The 15,313-nt window shown below is 66.2% G+C and carries 13 protein-coding genes, 2 tRNA genes and 1 pseudogene (1 of these 16 cut by a window edge); 4 read left to right on the plus strand and 12 right to left on the minus strand.

Annotation, left to right across the window (positions count from 1 at the left end; genetic code table 11):
• On the plus strand, window positions 1-388 hold a 388-nt coding region (locus tag EFAMC1_RS03155), incomplete at its 5' end, for a transposase (protein ID WP_222838626.1).
• A gap of 95 nt (window positions 389-483) precedes the next feature.
• On the plus strand, window positions 484-1,254 hold the full coding sequence (locus EFAMC1_RS03160) for an EFR1 family ferrodoxin (protein WP_154052885.1): 771 nt from the start codon (window positions 484-486) through the stop codon (window positions 1,252-1,254).
• 183 nt (window positions 1,255-1,437) lie between these two features.
• Here EFAMC1_RS03160 and EFAMC1_RS03165 read toward each other — a convergent pair.
• The 9 genes from EFAMC1_RS03165 to EFAMC1_RS03205 all read right to left on the minus strand — a co-directional run bounded on the left by EFAMC1_RS03165 (window position 1,438) and on the right by EFAMC1_RS03205 (window position 10,084).
• Window positions 1,438-1,511 (minus strand) — tRNA-Trp (locus EFAMC1_RS03165).
• A 39-nt stretch (window positions 1,512-1,550) separates the two neighbouring features.
• Window positions 1,551-1,781, minus strand: a complete 231-nt coding sequence (locus EFAMC1_RS03170; protein WP_154052886.1) for a hypothetical protein — start codon at window positions 1,779-1,781, stop codon at window positions 1,551-1,553.
• Window positions 1,782-2,038: 257 nt separating this feature from the next.
• Complete coding sequence (gene rho / locus EFAMC1_RS03175) at window positions 2,039-3,751, minus strand: transcription termination factor Rho (protein ID WP_261981743.1); 1,713 nt, start codon at window positions 3,749-3,751, stop codon at window positions 2,039-2,041.
• A 244-nt stretch (window positions 3,752-3,995) separates the two neighbouring features.
• On the minus strand, window positions 3,996-4,685 hold the full coding sequence (locus EFAMC1_RS03180; protein WP_154052887.1) for a MarR family transcriptional regulator: 690 nt from the start codon (window positions 4,683-4,685) through the stop codon (window positions 3,996-3,998).
• A 299-nt stretch (window positions 4,686-4,984) separates the two neighbouring features.
• Window positions 4,985-6,826 carry an arginine--tRNA ligase gene (gene argS, locus EFAMC1_RS03185; RefSeq protein WP_154052888.1) on the minus strand — a complete coding sequence of 614 codons (1,842 nt, stop codon included), beginning with the start codon at window positions 6,824-6,826 and terminating at the stop codon, window positions 4,985-4,987.
• A 150-nt stretch (window positions 6,827-6,976) separates the two neighbouring features.
• Window positions 6,977-8,452, minus strand: coding sequence for a nicotinate phosphoribosyltransferase (locus EFAMC1_RS03190; protein ID WP_154052889.1), 1,476 nt, complete (start codon window positions 8,450-8,452; stop codon window positions 6,977-6,979).
• Window positions 8,453-8,543: 91 nt separating this feature from the next.
• Window positions 8,544-8,855, minus strand: coding sequence for a hypothetical protein (locus EFAMC1_RS03195; protein ID WP_154052890.1), 312 nt, complete (start codon window positions 8,853-8,855; stop codon window positions 8,544-8,546).
• Between the two features lie 161 nt (window positions 8,856-9,016).
• Window positions 9,017-9,952 carry a radical SAM protein gene (locus tag EFAMC1_RS03200; RefSeq protein ID WP_261981744.1) on the minus strand — a complete coding sequence of 312 codons (936 nt, stop codon included), beginning with the start codon at window positions 9,950-9,952 and terminating at the stop codon, window positions 9,017-9,019.
• A gap of 56 nt (window positions 9,953-10,008) precedes the next feature.
• Window positions 10,009-10,084, minus strand: a tRNA-Ala gene (locus tag EFAMC1_RS03205).
• Between the two features lie 579 nt (window positions 10,085-10,663).
• Between EFAMC1_RS03205 and EFAMC1_RS03210 the strand changes: the two genes are divergently transcribed.
• Both EFAMC1_RS03210 and EFAMC1_RS03215 read left to right on the plus strand, forming a co-directional pair.
• Window positions 10,664-11,923, plus strand: a complete 1,260-nt coding sequence (locus EFAMC1_RS03210; RefSeq protein ID WP_261981745.1) for a glycosyltransferase family 4 protein — start codon at window positions 10,664-10,666, stop codon at window positions 11,921-11,923.
• 646 nt (window positions 11,924-12,569) lie between these two features.
• Window positions 12,570-13,058, plus strand: coding sequence for a GNAT family N-acetyltransferase (locus tag EFAMC1_RS03215; RefSeq protein ID WP_222838628.1), 489 nt, complete (start codon window positions 12,570-12,572; stop codon window positions 13,056-13,058).
• Here EFAMC1_RS03215 and EFAMC1_RS03220 read toward each other — a convergent pair.
• From EFAMC1_RS03220 to EFAMC1_RS03230, 3 genes and pseudogenes are all read right to left on the minus strand, one after another.
• Entirely contained in the window at window positions 12,950-14,575 is a 1,626-nt protein-coding gene (locus tag EFAMC1_RS03220) for a hypothetical protein (protein WP_154052891.1), read from the minus strand. The genes EFAMC1_RS03215 and EFAMC1_RS03220 overlap by 109 nt on opposite strands.
• Before the next feature lie 81 nt (window positions 14,576-14,656).
• A complete protein-coding gene (locus tag EFAMC1_RS03225; protein WP_187324529.1) occupies window positions 14,657-14,818 on the minus strand; it encodes a hypothetical protein in 162 nt (53 codons plus the stop codon).
• Between the two features lie 15 nt (window positions 14,819-14,833).
• A pseudogene (locus EFAMC1_RS03230) lies at window positions 14,834-15,313 on the minus strand (amino acid ABC transporter ATP-binding protein); it runs 257 nt beyond the window's last position.

Below are 15,313 nucleotides of genomic sequence, written 5' to 3' on the forward strand. Positions count from 1 at the left end.
GGCCAGGAAGGCGTCGCCCATGTCGGAGCGCCCGCTCGCCGCCCGCGCCCGCGCGATGGCCGAGGCGCCCCGGGCGGCCCGCCCCATGCCCGACGGGGAGCCGGCCGCCCGAGGGCTCGATCGGTGGCCGGGCTGGGTGGCGCACTCCAACGTCCCGCAGACGAAAGGGGTCGCGGCGACCGTGCGGGAGGAGCGCGGGGGAATCCTCAACTGGCTCTCCCGCAGGTCGACCAACGGCGTCATGGAGGGGATGAACCCGGCCATCCAGCCCATGAAGAGGGCGGCCCGCGGCTTCCGCGGCCTCGCCAACTTCACCGCCCCGATCTTCCTCGGGCTCGGACGCCTGGAGTTCGCGGCGACCTCGGCGACAGGCTGTGCTACCCACTAAAAACGTCGAAGAGCCAAAAATAATGCTATCTATCGAAACATTTTTAGTATACTGGCAATATACTGTATAAGGGTTAAAAGAAAGAGGTAGTTTACTTGATTTTATATTTTACCAGCACAGGGAACTCAAAATTTGTAGCAGAAATATTAAAGCTGGATTTGCAGGACACTGCTGTATCCCTCAACCATATATTTAAAAATAATAAAAAACTGGAATTCTATACAGAAACACCATATGTTATCGTATGTCCAATATATGCATGGAGGCTTCCACGAAAAATTGAAACATTCTTAAAGAAAGCTCATTTTAATGGTAGTCAAAGCATCTATATAGTTGCTACTATGGGTGATTCTTATGGGTTAGCAGACCAATATTGTAAAAAAATCTTTCTAAAACGGAAAATGGATTATAAAGGTTTTGCTGGGATTCTTATGCCTGATAACTACATGGTTTCTAACAAAATGCTTTCTAAAAATGAAGCTATTTCTAAAATACAGTCTAATCTGCCATATTTACATGAAATTTCAATGCATATTCTGAATAGAAGTGAATTGGAAATGAAATTAACTTCTAAAAAAAATGCTTGGCTGTTATCAAGTATTGCGAATTGGGGATTTAATACATTTATGCGTAACAGCCGTTCGTTTAATGTCGATAATACTACATGTATACAATGCCAAAAATGTGTACGAGTATGTCCAACGAATAATATTTGTATGAAAAATGGAAGAATCCATTTTAAAAATGAATGTATGTTTTGCTTGGGTTGCATACATAATTGTCCAGTTCATGCTATTGATTATAAAGGAAAGCTCAAAGCAAATGGTTATTATCTGTGTCCACCTTTAACGGATTTATTAAAATAATTTTTAGTTTTGGTGCAGTGTCGATCTGACTGGTAATCAAACCGAAGCCCGTGAGCTTGAGGCCGATGAAAAGCAAGCCAAGCAGGGTGAGGAACCCGGCCCCGCCTCGCGATGCGTTGTTTGCTGCCATGAGGCACCTCCGATGCTCATGAAAAAGGCTCCCCGTGGGGCCTAGGGTGATTGTGGCACCTGGCCGAGGAGTCGAACACCGCTCAACGGTTTTGGAGACCGCCGCACTACCGATGTGCTAGCCAGGTGTATATAATCAAGTTAGATACCCTGGGCGTGCTGGATAGCTAACCTGGGGCTTTTTTCCTTATGTCGTCGATGACGTCACCCTTGGTTATCAAGATGACCCTGTCGATGTCGTGCCTTTTCATCTCAAGATGGACGCGCTTCAGAGCGGCGTCCCGAGAGACGTTAACCTCGGAGCAGTTCAGAACGACGATGGACGGCCTGACCGGTCCGCCTTCGACTTTCTCGAACTGCCTGGCGGCTTTTCTGATGTTGCGCTCGATGAATCTCATGCCGTTTATGCCGGTCGCGTCGCTCGTGGGGCTCTTCGGGTGTGGGTAAGAGAGGGCCAAACGGGCATGGGGGAAGAGGGACTGGTTGCGAGACGGTTCGCACAAGAAAAAGGCGGCCGCACCAGGTTGTGATGCGGCCGCCTTGCTGTGGCGGAAAACGTTCGGAGAGGCAAGCGGGGCACCGCTGACGGAAGCGCCACAAGCGAGACGACTTGTCGCGGTGCCGCTACGTCACGACGCGCCCGACTGCGCATGCCCTACAGCGCGTCGGCGTACTCGCTCTGCTGGGCCTTCTTGGCCGAGCGGATAAGGAACTCCTGGTTGTCGTTGGTGCCGCGCAGGCCCTTGATGAGCGAGGCCTCCGCACGCTCGGTGTTGTTCATGTTCGCCAGGATGCGGCGGATGCCCCACACGAACGGCTGCAGCTCGGGGTCGATGAGCAGCTCCTCGTTGCGCGTGCCAGAAGCGACCGGGTCGATGGCCGGGAAGATGCGCTTGTCGGCCAGCTCGCGATCGAGCTTGAGCTCCATGTTGCCCGTGCCCTTGAACTCCTCGAAGATGACCTCGTCCATCTTGGAGCCCGTGTCGACGAGGGCCGACGCGAGGATGGTGAGCGAGCCGCCGTGCTCGATGTTTCGGGCCGCGCCGAGGAAGCGCTTGGGCGGGTAGAGCGCCGCGGAGTCCACGCCGCCGGACAGGATGCGGCCGCTCGCGGGCTGCGCCAGGTTGTAGGCGCGGGCCAGACGCGTGATGGAGTCGAGCACGACCACCACGTCGCGGCCCATCTCCACGAGGCGCTTGGCGCGCTCGATGACGAGCTCGGAGACGACGGTGTGGTTCTCCGCCGGCATGTCAAAGGTCGAGGCCACGACGTCGCCCTTGATGGAGCGCTGCATGTCGGTGACCTCCTCGGGACGCTCGTCCACGAGCAGGCAGATGAGGTAGACCTCGGGGTTGTTGGCGGCGATGGACTCGCAGATGCGCTTGAGCACCGTGGTCTTGCCGGCCTTGGGCGGGCTCACGATGAGGCCGCGCTGGCCCTTGCCGATGGGCGCCACGAGGTCGATGGCGCGCCCGGTGACGGAATCCCTGCCGTGCTCCATGGTGAGGCGCTCGTTGGGGTAGACCGGCGTGAGGTCGCGGAAGCGTGGGCGGTCGCGGCTGGCCTCGGGCGGGAGCCCGTTGACGCTCGCGACCTTCTGGAGCGCCGGGTACTTGTCGTTGGGGCGGCTCGGGCGCACGGTGCCCTCAACCCAGTCGCCACGGCGAAGCCCCAGGTGCTTGATGAGCTGCTGGGGGACGAAGGCGTCGTCCTCGCCCGGCATGTAGTTGCCGGTGCGCACGAAGCCGTAGCCCTCGCTGGTGATGTCGAGCACGCCGGACGTGGAGCGGAAGCCCTCCGCGCGCGCCGCCGCCACGTAGACGGCCTCGACGAGCTCGCCCTTGCGCACGCCCACGTACTCGACGCCCAGGTCGGCCGCGTGGACGCGGAGCTCGGCCACGCGCATAGAGGTGAGGTCCTCGCGCGAGAGCCTGGGCTCGGAGGCATTCTGGCTGCCGTTACCGGCGTTGTAGGCGCCGTGACGGTTGCGGCGGCGGCTGGCCTGCGCCTGCTGGAAGCGGTTCTGCTGGTACTGGCCGCGGCCAGGACGTGCCTGCTGGCGGAACTGGTTGGCGCGCTGCGTCGCCTGCGCGTGCTGCGCATGCTGCGCGCGGTCGCGCTCGCGCTGCTCGCCCTGCTCGTGCGGCTGCTGGGCGCGCTCCTGCTGCTGCGCCGGGGTCTGGGACTGGCCCTCCTCGACGGCCTGGCTCTTGCGCGGGCGGCCGCGACGGCGCTTGGGCGCCTGGGCCTCGCCGCCTGCCTGCCGGGAGGCGCCGTTCGCCTGCTGCTCCTCGCCCGCCTGGGCCTTGCGGGGACGGCCGCGGCGGCGCTTGGGAGGCTGCGGGGCCTCGGTGTTCTCTTCTGTCACGTGTTGGTTCCTCCGAATCGGGCGGCATGGCCGCCTCCACGCCCACAGGACCTCTAGGAAGCACAGGGCCGCGCACGTCTCGCACGACCGAAGAAGGGCGATGGATTTGTGGAAGGGGCACCGCAACCTGCGGCGCAAACGGGGCCTTTGGGCACCGTCAGCCGAACTATAGCACGTAGGAAGACATCATGCGAGGGTGAGGGGCCAAGGGCCAATCAATGCCGATACCATCGCGCCCGCCTGCCTACTCCTTGCTGCGACGCGGACGCGCCACGCGGACGGCCGAGACGCGCTCGTCCAGGCGGGTGGCGTGGGCCTCGCCCTGATCGGAGAGCCTGACGCCCGCGGACACGAGCTTGCCCGACTGCGTGCGGGTGCGCACCACGTCGCCCGCGTGCTCGAGCGACGAGACCGCCATCGAGACTGTGGGCTGCAGGAGGCCGAGGCCGTCCACGAGCTCGCCCACGGTGGACGTGCCCTCCCGGCCGCACATGCCCGTCCACACGCCCAAAAGCACGAGGTCGCTCGACGAGAGCGAGAGGCGGCCCATGGCGTCGAGCACGTAGCGCATGCGCTGCGGCGTGCAGCGAGACATCGGCATGCCGGACGAGATCTTGCCGCACACGAGCGGCACGGTGCGCCCCAGCTCGTCCGTGCCGTGCCCGGACAGGGTGCAGCAGACGCTCCTGCGGTCGTCCTGACCGCTCGAGCGCTCAATGAGGCCGAGGGCGGCCAGGTGGCTCGTCCTGTGTGTCATCGTGGGACGCAGGACCCCCTGGTACTCGGCAATCTCGGACGTGCGAAGCCCGTCGGGGGCAAGGGCGAGGTGGCACAGGATGCCCAGCTCCTCGAATGTGATGCGCTCGCTCGCCGGCATCTCCTGGCGGGCGAGGCCAAATGCCCTTCGCACGGACAGATATTCACGCACGTTCACGTAGTGACCCCCGGTATCCTTCTCGTTAGAACAAGCATACGCTAATTATCGTTATTGGTAGCTGAAATAAAGGGACAGTCTAGCAGACAGCAAAATGCCGTGGGGGGGGGAAGCGTTTGGGCCAATCCCACCACGGCATATGCGGCAAAGTGTATGAGGGGCGCACGAACGGGGAGACAGGGGCCACCTCGTGGCGCGGTCGCACGACCCGGGGGCGCAGTGACCACCTCGTGGCGCGGTCGCCCGCGCGTCCGCACGCGAACCGACATCGCCCGGGCCCCTGACCTGTACCCTCCCCCTTACATGCGCTCGGGCGCCGACACCCCCACGAGCGAGAGCGTGAGCGCGAGCACGCGGCGCACGGCGTCGCACACGGCGAGGCGGGCCTGGGACACGGCCGCGTCCACCGGGCGCCCCTCGCTGGGAAGCACCTGGCACACGGTGTAGAAGGCGTGGAAGTCGCCGGCGAGCTCCTGGGCGTAGTGCGTGAGGCGGAAGGGCGCGCGGTCGCGGGCGCAGCCCTCCACGAGCTCGCCGAACTCGCCCAGCTTGCGCGCGAGCGCGGCCTCGGAGGGCTCGGTCAGGACGGAGAGGTCGCAGTCGAGCGGGCAGGCGCGCAGGGCCACGGCGTCCATGCCCAGCTCCTGAGCCTCGGCGTCCGTCACGCCGGCGGCGCGGCGCAGGATCGAGCAGATACGGGCGTGGGCGTACTGCACGTAGTAGACCGGGTTGGTGTTGTCCTGGCGCTTCACGGCCTCGATGTCGAAGTCGATCATCTGGTTGGAGCTCTTGGAGACGAGCGTGAAGCGCGCGGCGTCGGCACCCACCTCGTCGAGCAGCTCGCGCAGCGGCACCATCGTGCCCTTGCGCTTGCTCATCTTGACGGGCTGGCCGTTGCGCAGCAGGTTCACGAGCTGGCCGAGCAGCACCTCGAACTTGCCCTCGTAGCCAAGTGCGTCGGTGGCGGCGCGCACGCGGGCGATGTAGCCGTGGTGGTCGGCGCCCCACACGTCGATGACGTGGTCGACGCGCTCGTACTTGTTCCAGTGGTAGGCCACGTCGGAGGCGAAGTAGGTGTACTCGCCGTTCTCCTTCACGAGCACGCGGTCTTTGTCATCGCCGAAGTCGGTGGAGCGGAACCACAGGGCCCCGTCCTTCTCGTAGAGGTAGCCCTGCTCGCGCAGGCGCGCGAAGGCGCGGTCGACGGCACTCGTGCCGCTCGCGTCCTTCTCGTAGAGGGAGCGCTCGGAGAACCAGACGTCGAAGGTGGTGCGCATGTCGGAGCAGGTGTGGCGGATGTCGTCGAGCATGAGCTTGTAGCCGCGCTCGCGGAAGGAGAGCATGCGCTCGGAGGCGTCGGCGTCGACCCAGCGGGTGCCGTCCACCTCCATGAAGTGGGCCGCGAGGTCGATGATGTAGTCGCCGCCGTAGGAGTCGGCGCCGAGCTTGTTGCGGAAGCCGTCCATGTAGGGGTGGGTCTCGGGGTGCTCGTCCTGCTCGTCGTCGACGAAGGCCTGCCAGTCGGCGATGAGCGCCTCGTGGGCGGCGTGCGCGTCGAGGCCGCGAGCGGCCATGATGTCGGCGAGCTGGAGGTAGCGCTCGGCCACCGAGTTGCCGAAGATGTTCATCTGGTTGCCGTGGTTGTTCACGTAGTACTCGCGCTCGACCGCGTAGCCGGCGTGCTCGAGCACGCGCGAGAGCGAGTCGCCGAGCGCCGCCCAGCGGCCGTGGCCGATGTGGAGCGGGCCCACGGGGTTGGCCGACACGAACTCCACCTGCACCTTGGTGCCGTCGCCGAGGTGCGAGCGGCCAAAGTCCGCACCCTGCTCGCGCGCGGTGCGGAAGACCTCGTTGCCGGCCGCGGCCGAGAGGTAGAGGTTCACGAAGCCGGGGCCGGCCACCTCGGCATGCTCGACGGCGTCGGAGGCGGGCAGGTTGGCCACGATGGCCTCGGCGATCTTGCGCGGCGCCATGTGCGCGGCCTTGGCCGAGCGCAGCGCCACCGTGCTGGTCCAGTCCCCGTGGGAGGAGTCCGCCGGGCGCTCGAGGCCGAGGTCGGCCACCTCGAAGGCGGGCAGGTCTCCGGCCCCCTGCGCGGCAGCGATGGCGGAGCGGACAAGCGTATCGATCGTGTCGACCATGGCGGTCCCTTTCGGGTTAAGTTGCAGGTAGGGCGCAGGGCGCGCGGCCCGAAGAGTGTAGCAGATGGTGCAAGTGGGGACGTGTTCGTTTTGCACATGCCTGCGTCCCGCGCGGTGCAGGCAAGACGAACGAGTCCCCCACACGGCCCGCTAGCGCTGGTGGGCGCGCTCCTCGCGGGCGAGGCGCTGACGAAGCGCAGCCAGACCGCGCTCGATGCCCACGGGATAGATCTGCGGGTTGAGGAAGCGGCGGACCGCCGGGTCGAGGTGCATGAGGGCCTCGCGGGCGAGACGCTTGGAGTCCTCGAGACCGGGCCGCTCGCCCACGCCATGGCCGCCCTCGACCATCTTGACAAGCACCTCGTGCGGTTCGTAGGCCGTGAGGTCGAGCGGCAGCTCGGCGTCGAGCACGTCCACGGCAAGGCCTGCGTTTCCGGCCAGTGCGGCCTCGTCGACGATGACGTCGCCCATGGGGCAGCCGCTCTCGTCGCAGAAGCGCAGCACGTGCTGGATGCCGGGGATGGTGCGCTTGTACGACATCTCGGAGAGCTTCATGACGGGGCGCCAGTCGTCGTCGCCCGGCTTCTTGACGGCAGAGAGCTTGTAGACGCCGCCGAGCGAGGGCTGCGGGTCGCACGTGGCGAGCTTGGTGCCCACGCCAAACGAGTCGATGGGCGCGCCCTGGGCGAAGAGCGACTGGATGGTGTACTCGTCGAGGTCGTTGGAGGCCGAGATGCGTACGTAGGGCAGGCCCGCCTCGTCGAACATCTTGCGCGCAAGCTTGGAGAGCTTGGCGAGGTCGCCCGAGTCGATGCGCACGGCCGCGAGGCGCTCGCCGGCCTCCTCCATCTCCTTGGCCACGGTCACGGCATTCCTGAGGCCCTGGCGCACGTCGTAGGTGTCGACGAGCAGCACGCAGTTCTTGGGGCTGCAGCGCGCGAAGGCACGGAAGGCGTCGAGCTCGGTGGGAAACGACATGACCCACGAGTGGGCGTGCGTGCCAAAGACCGGGATGCCGTAGATCTTGCCGGCGAGGCAGTTGGAGGTGGAGCTGCAGCCGCCCACGTAGGAGGCGCGCGCCACGGCGAGGCCGCCGTCCGGGCCCTGGGCGCGGCGCAGGCCAAAGTCGGAGACGGCGTGGCCCTCGGCCGCCTGGACCACGCGCGCGGCCTTGGTGGCCACGAGCGTCTGAAAGTTCACGAGGTTGAGCAGGGCCGTCTCGAGCAGCTGGCAGGCCACCATCGGGCCCTCCACGCGCACGATCGGCTCGCGCGGGAACACCACGTCGCCCTCGCGCGCGGCCCACACGTCCACGTCCATGGTGAAGTGCGAGAGCCACTCGAGGAACTCGGGCTTGAACATGGCGCCGCCGCCGGGGGCCTCGACGCCCCCGAGGTAGGCGATGTCCTCGTCGGTGTAGCGGAAGCTCTCCACGAGGTCGGCGATCTGGCCGGTGCCGCAGGCCACGGCGTAGCCGCCGGAGAACGGGTTGTCACGGAAGAAGACGGTGAAGCAGGCGCGGGTGTCGCACATGCCCGACTCCCAGTAGCCCTGGGCCATCGTGAGCTCGTAGAGGTCGGTGTTGAGCGACACGTCGGTGGGCTTCGTGACGTCTGTGAGCGACATTGCTCTCCCCTTCTCGCTGCCGTCCCGTGGGTTGGGTGCGCCGGGGGCGGTCGCGGCGCTGGGAGGTCGTGGGGTGCGGGACGCGGACGCGCTAGCCGATGAGGCCGCCGCCCACGACGTAGACGATGAACCAGGCGATGACGATGGCGACGAAGCCCAGGACGAGCTTCTGGGCAAGTGGCATCCTGAGGTCCTCGTCGGGCTCCATCATCTCGCGGGCGCGCTCGCGGCGCTCGGCATCTCGGGCGTCCGCCTCGGCGTCTGCCTGCTCGCGACGCAGGCGCTCGAGCTCGGCGCGGCGGGCGGCGTCGGCGGCCGCCTTGTCGCGGCCGGCCTTCTCGGCGCGCAGGCGCTGGAGCTCGGCTCGCTCCTCGTCGGAGAGCGGCGCTTGGGTGTCTGACATTGGTGCTCCTCACATAGCCGGGCTGCCCCGGCCTCGCTGCATATGGTTGCTAGCCTACTACTTACCCACCAAGCCTGCAGGGGTGCCGCGTGCATTTGGGGACGTGTTCGTTCTGCACCATACCAACATGGTGCAGAACGAACACGTCCCCAAATGCACCATTACGCGGAGAGCTCGGGGCCGTCGACGCCGGTGGCGTCGAAGCGCGGGATGAAGCTCTCCGAGACGGTGCCGCCCTGCTGCCACCACATGCGCTCGAAGCCCAGGTCGTCGGCGTGGTCGAGCACGATGTCATACTCGTCGTCGCCGAGGGAGCGCGCGAGGTCTCCCCCGCGCCGGCGGCAGACGTCGTTGGGCGTGTACTGGTTCATGACGGAGACGTCCACCTCGTTGCCGCCCAGCTCCCACACGCGGTCGAGCACGGCCATCGAGTCGTCCGTGTGGCCGGGGAGCACGAGGTGGCGCACGATGATGCCGCGAAGCATCCGACCGTCGTCGCCGAGCGCCCGCCCGCCGGCTGCGCGCAGCTGCGCGAGCATCTCCGTGAGGGCGGCCGAGGCCACCTCGGGGTAGTCGCCCGCCGCCGAGAGCCTGCGGGCGAGGCCGCCGTCCGTGTACTTGAAGTCGGTAAGCCACACGTCGATGACGTCTGCCATGAGCCGGAGCGTCTCCACCGTCTCGTAGCCCGAGGTGTTGCAGACCGTGGGCAGGCCCATGCCGGCCGCGCGTGCCCCGAGCACGGCCTCGCGCACCTGCGGCGCGAAGTGCAGGGGCGTCACGAGGTTGATGTTGAGCGCCCCCTGCGCCTCGAGCTCGAGCATGATCTCGGCGAGGCGCGCCACCGTCACCTCGTGGCCGAAGTTGCCGGCGCTGATCTCGCGATTCTGGCAGAAGACGCACTTGAGGGGGCACCCCGAGAAGAAGATGGCGCCCGAGCCCGCCTCGCCCGAGACGGGCGGCTCCTCCCAGAAGTGCAGGGCCGCGCGGGCCACACGCAGGCGGGCGTTGGCACCGCAGGCACCGCGGCGGCCGGCATTCCGGGCGGCGCCGCAGGCACGCGGGCACAGCGTGCAGGCGTCATAGGCTTCGTAGCGCACGATACCTCCGCATACAAAAAGAGGCGAACCCCAAAGAGGTTCGCCTCGAACAATCCTGGTGGAGACGAAGGGAATCGAACCCTCGGCCTCTGCCATGCGACGGCAGCGCTCTCCCAGCTGAGCTACGTCCCCAGGCGCGTTTGCGCGAAGGTTATTGTACCGTGAGCCGTCCCCGTGTCAATTGGGAATTTTCACAATTGCGCATGGCACCACAGGAGCTGGCCAGGCAGCAACCTCGGCGGACATGCCATGCAAGGATAAAAACCATGTGCGAGGGAAACAGGCGAGGCGTACCGGCCCGCCAAGAAATCAACGTCGCCCCCCGCGGATGCGATAATGAACCCACCTCTCAAAAGGTGGGTGCCCTCACCGGCTGTTCCAGCTTCCTCACCAACGGAGGATGCCTGTACTGGGCGCGGCATATGGGCTCCCTCGTAACGCTTGTCGGTTCACCCAGTTTGCCCCGCGGGGGGCTGACGTCTCCCACTATACCCAGACCGTTCGTCGTTGCCAGTCTTGACAACGGGCCAAGTTGGTGAAGCGGCCGCCTCGCTCGCCACACATTGCCATCTACCTCGCAATATCTGCTTTCTTGCAGCTCAGGGACCCCAAAACGTCACAGACCCAAAGCCCGCGGAAGGCCACTTGGCAAAGAGCTGGTATCATGTCAGGTCATATTGGTTGGTTTGTGCGCCGCGCGAGGAGCGCGTGGTGAGGCGAAAGGCTGCTCGCTTGGTGAGATGGTGGATTCCCTTTGCGTCGCTCTTCGCCACGGCGTTCGTCGTGGCGCTCGCGACCACACCCCTCGCCCGCAAGATCGCCTGGAAGCTCGGCGCGGTCGACAAGCCCAGCAAGCGGCGCATCAACAAGCGGACCATCCCGCGCATGGGCGGCATCGCGGTCTTCCTCGCGCTCATCGCGGCCGTCATCGTGCAGTGGTGCGGCACCACCTACCTCCACTGGCCGGTCGTGCTCATGCCCGGGCGCTTCGCCCCGGTCAACTATTACATGCTGGCCGTGGCATTCCTCGTCATCTTCCTCACCGGCGCCATCGACGACGTCTGCAACCTGCGCCCGCTCGCCAAGCTCTCCGGCCAGGTGCTCGCTGCCGTCATCGCCGTGGCGGGCGGCCTTACCGTGGGCGCCATCGTGAACCCCTTTGGCCCCGGCGAGATCGACCTGGGCTGGACCGCCTACCCCATCACGGTCCTCTACCTCGTGGCCTACGTGAACATCATCAACCTCATCGACGGCCTCGACGGCCTGTCGAGCGGCATCACCAACATCTCCTGCTTCACGCTGTTCTTCCTCGCCAACCTCTCCGGCCGGCTCGACGCGGCGGCGCTCGCCGTCTCGGTGGCCGGCGCCACGCTGGGGTTCCTCCCCTACAACTTCAACCCCGCGTCCATCTTCATCGGCGACTGCGGGTCGCTGCTACTCGGCTTCTCGCTGGGCACCATCTCGCTGCTCAACGTCACGCGCATGGCGGGCCTCACCACGATCATCATCCCGCTCGTCATCTCGTTCGTGCCCATCGTCGACACGCTCTCGGCCATCATCCGCCGCAAGCGCGCCCACGTGAGCGTGGGCCACGCCGACAAGGGCCACATCCACCACCGCCTCATCCAGGAGGGCTACAACCAGCGCCAGGCGGTGCTGCTCATGTACCTGTGGACGGGCATCCTCTGCACCGGCGCCGTCTTCATGACGCAAATTCCCACGACCTTCCGCATCGCGGTCTTCTGCGTGCTCATCGGCGTGTCGTTTGGCTTTGCCTGGCACCTGCGCCTGTTCGACCCGGTGCTCCTGCACCACTACAACCCCAAGAGCGGCGAGGACGAGCTCGTGACGCCCGACGACCCCGCCTTTGCGATGGAGAAGGAGCGGGCCGAGGAGCGCTCGGAGGAGCGGCGCGAGGAGTTCGTCGACCGCCTGCTGGGCAAGGACGAGAGGGACGAGGATCGGCGTTAGGCCGAAGGCCGCTGTCGCGCCCGTGCAAGCTCGCATGGTCGTGTGCCTATGTTGGCCCGGCGGACACCGCACATGCCCGCGCAAGACCGTCGGACATCGTGTGCCCGCACCCCCTGTGTCCACGCGCATCCCACAACCCACGCAAACCCCACGTGCCCACGCCCCCTGTGCCCGCGCAAGCTCCGTGCCCCTGGCTTTTCCGCCGACTGCGCCGACCCCGTTGGGTTGTGCCAGTGGTTTTCCGTCTGCATTATCCGCCCGCATTTTTCCAACGGGACCGACCCGTCGGGTCGCACTCGACCACGCCCGCTTGCAATTATGTCGAGGGTAGCGTTTTCCCCAGTTAGAAGTCCCAAATCGAGCTCTTAACTGGGGCAAACGGTACCCTCGAAGTCTCGGGGGGGCATAGCGGTTCGCATTGGATGGGCTTGGCCAGGCTCGCGTCCTCGCCAGGCGCCTTTTTGTTGATTAACCGACCCTAGTCAGGCACCCGGCATCAGCTGATTGCTCGGCTTCGGTTGGTCGCCTGGCCCAAGCCGGGCGTAGTGGCCCATTCCGTCTAACCTCGGCTGCGTGCCGCGCAGGCCTTTCACTGGTTCGACCGCGGCGCCTTTCATGCGGAGTGTGCACGCCCTCTGGCCCTCGCGTGCGGGCATGGGCCTCAACGACGTGGACGACACGCGCGACGGCATCGCCAGGCTTCTGGCCGAGAATCCGACGGCTCGGCGAGCGCGTCGAGGCCCCCGCGCCCGGAGCGGCTGGCACGGCGGATGCGCACGTCACCACCCCGGGCCGCATCTTCGGCTCGATCCTCGTGGGCACGGACGGCAGGCGCGCCGCCGTCTACCACACCGTCGTGCACCCGGATATGCAGGGCAAGGGGGTCGGGCACGTGCTCGTGGAGGCCGAGCTCGACGCCTTGAGGGCGCTCGGCGTCTCCAAGGCCTTCCTCGTCGCCTTCCGGAGAAACGCCACCGGCAACGCCTTCTGGGGCCGCATGGGCTTCTCCGAGCGGCTCGACATTACCTACCGCGACCGGGCGCTGCGCGATATCGTCCGCTTCGACACAGAGACGAGACGCGCGGACAGCCGAGAGAGACCCTCCGCCGCGACGGGAGCCATGACGGGCAGGTAGTGCAGCAGATAGCGGGGCTTGACCTCCCAGAGGACGCAGAGGAAGAACGTGAGGCCCGCGAGGGCGAGGCCGCAGAAGAGCAGCTGGGCGTCACGGCCGCGAACACGCTCGAGCGCTCCCCCGGCGCCCGAGACGACGAGCCCCGCCGCCACCTCGCGGCGCCCGTGCGCAAGCGAGGCCGCCGCGACGCCCATCCCCACAAGCAGCAGCACGTGGTAGGCCTGCGCCGCCACGAACACGCAGGCAAAGAGCGCGGACACGTGCCCGTCAGCGTCCCCGTCCACATCGAGCGCGTGATAGGGACCGCCCGCGAGCAGGGTGTCCATCACGACACCGAGCTGGTAGGTTCCCGACTGCCACTGCGCCGTCACCTTGTCGACGAGCACGTGGCGAAGCGTCCCCGCCACGCCCATCTCGCCAAGGCGCTGCCCGATCTGAGCCCGGTCGACGGCGACGCGCGCGGCATAGCTGGGCGCCTCCTGCGAGATGACCTGGTCGGCCAGGGTGTACTGGCCACTCGAATCAGCGTTCAGCCCCATCATGAGCCAGTGCTCGGGCGGAAACGTCCCCTCGTCCACCTGCTCCCGGCCATACGGGAGCTCGGCCGGCCGCGCGAGGTCGACGGCATCACTCAGGGCCGCGCGTCCCACCAGCAGAGAGACCACGAGCACGGCCACGCACGCGAGCGCCGCCCGCGGCCGGGCGCACGCGAGCACGACGAGCGCGCACGCCACCACGAGGATGCACACCGTGGGCTTCAGGACGAAGCCCATTGCCCCGACGACGCCCAGACCCGCAAGCGCGAGCCAGGCACGGCGCCCGCGCAGCCCGCGCGAGAACGCGTACGCCGCCAGAAGGCAGCCAAGCGCCACGAGCAGCATGCCAATCGTGTCGGAGTAGGGATTCGACAGGTTGAGCCACACGGGCGGGCAGAGAAGCAGCGCCAGGCCCACGCAGGCCGCCCGGACCCTCCCCCACATCAGGCGCACCGCCGCAACCGAGGTCACGACCGCGGCCTCGACGACGACCACGTTGAGCGCCACGCTCACCCGCGTGAACTCCACGACGCCCGCTGACGCATCGGCCAGGCGCACCGTGCGGAACAGCCAGACCATGAAGAAGAGCAGGCCATGGTTGTTGGGATAGCGCACGTAGTAGGCCATGTGGTCGGCCGGTGAGACGCCGTCGACCACGCAGAGTGCCAGGTTGCGCAGCTCCTCGTAGTCGGTTCCCACATTGCCGGAGAGCTTGAGGGCGAGGACGAGCATGACGGGCAGGCTGAGCGTCTGCGCCACGACCCACACGCGCCAGACCAGGCGAGCGGAGGGCCGCCTCCGGCCAAGCGCGACAAGGCCCGCCACGCCCGCGGCCACCAGCGCAAGCACCGGCACTGCGAGCCCGAAGCGACCCGCGCAGACAAGCGCGAGCACGCAGGCCCACGCCATGAAGAGGCCGCCTGCGAGGCCAAAGGCACCCAGCAGACGGCCCACCACGTGCTCGCGCACGCCCATGCTCATAACTCCCCTGCCCAGCCCGAGTCCGGAGGTCGGCCTTGTCTCCCGCCCCCATGCCCCGGCATGGGGCCTAGCTCCTCGATGTCACGAAGACCATACCACCAAGCACCATGTAGATGAGACCCGAGACGACGTTGGTGGCACGGCCCGCGCCCGCGTGACGATGTAGATGGTGTCGATGCCCGGCGTGAGGCACAGGGCCACGGTCGCGAGCAGGTAGCCGGCGTAGTTCACGATCCCAAACATGGCGGAGCGCCCCTCCTACAGCACCTTCGACAGGAAGCTCTTGGTGCGCTCGTGCTGCGGGTGGTCGATGACCTCCTCGGGCGCGCCCTGCTCCTGGATGATGCCCTGGTCGAAGAAGACCACGCGGTCGGCCACGTCGTGGGCAAATCCCATCTCGTGCGTGACCACAACCATCGTCATGCCCTGCTTGGCAAGCTCGCGCATGACGTCGAGCACCTCGGAGACCATCTCAGGGTCAAGGGCGCTCGTGGGCTCGTCGAAGAGCATGATGTCGGGGTCCATGCACAGGGCGCGCGCGATGGCGACGCGCTGCTGCTGGCCACCGGAGAGCGAGCGCGGCATGGCGTCGACCTTGTCGGAGAGGCCCACGCGCTCGAGCAGCTCGAGCGCCTTCTTCTCGGCCTCCTCCTTGGTCTTGAGCTTGAGCTCGACCGGCGCCCACATGAGGTTCTGCTTCACCGTGTAGTGCGGGAAGAGGTTGAACTGCTGGAACAC

Source organism: Olsenella uli (assembly GCF_901212675.1).
In the GTDB taxonomy this organism is placed as follows: domain Bacteria; phylum Actinomycetota; class Coriobacteriia; order Coriobacteriales; family Atopobiaceae; genus Parolsenella; species Parolsenella uli_B.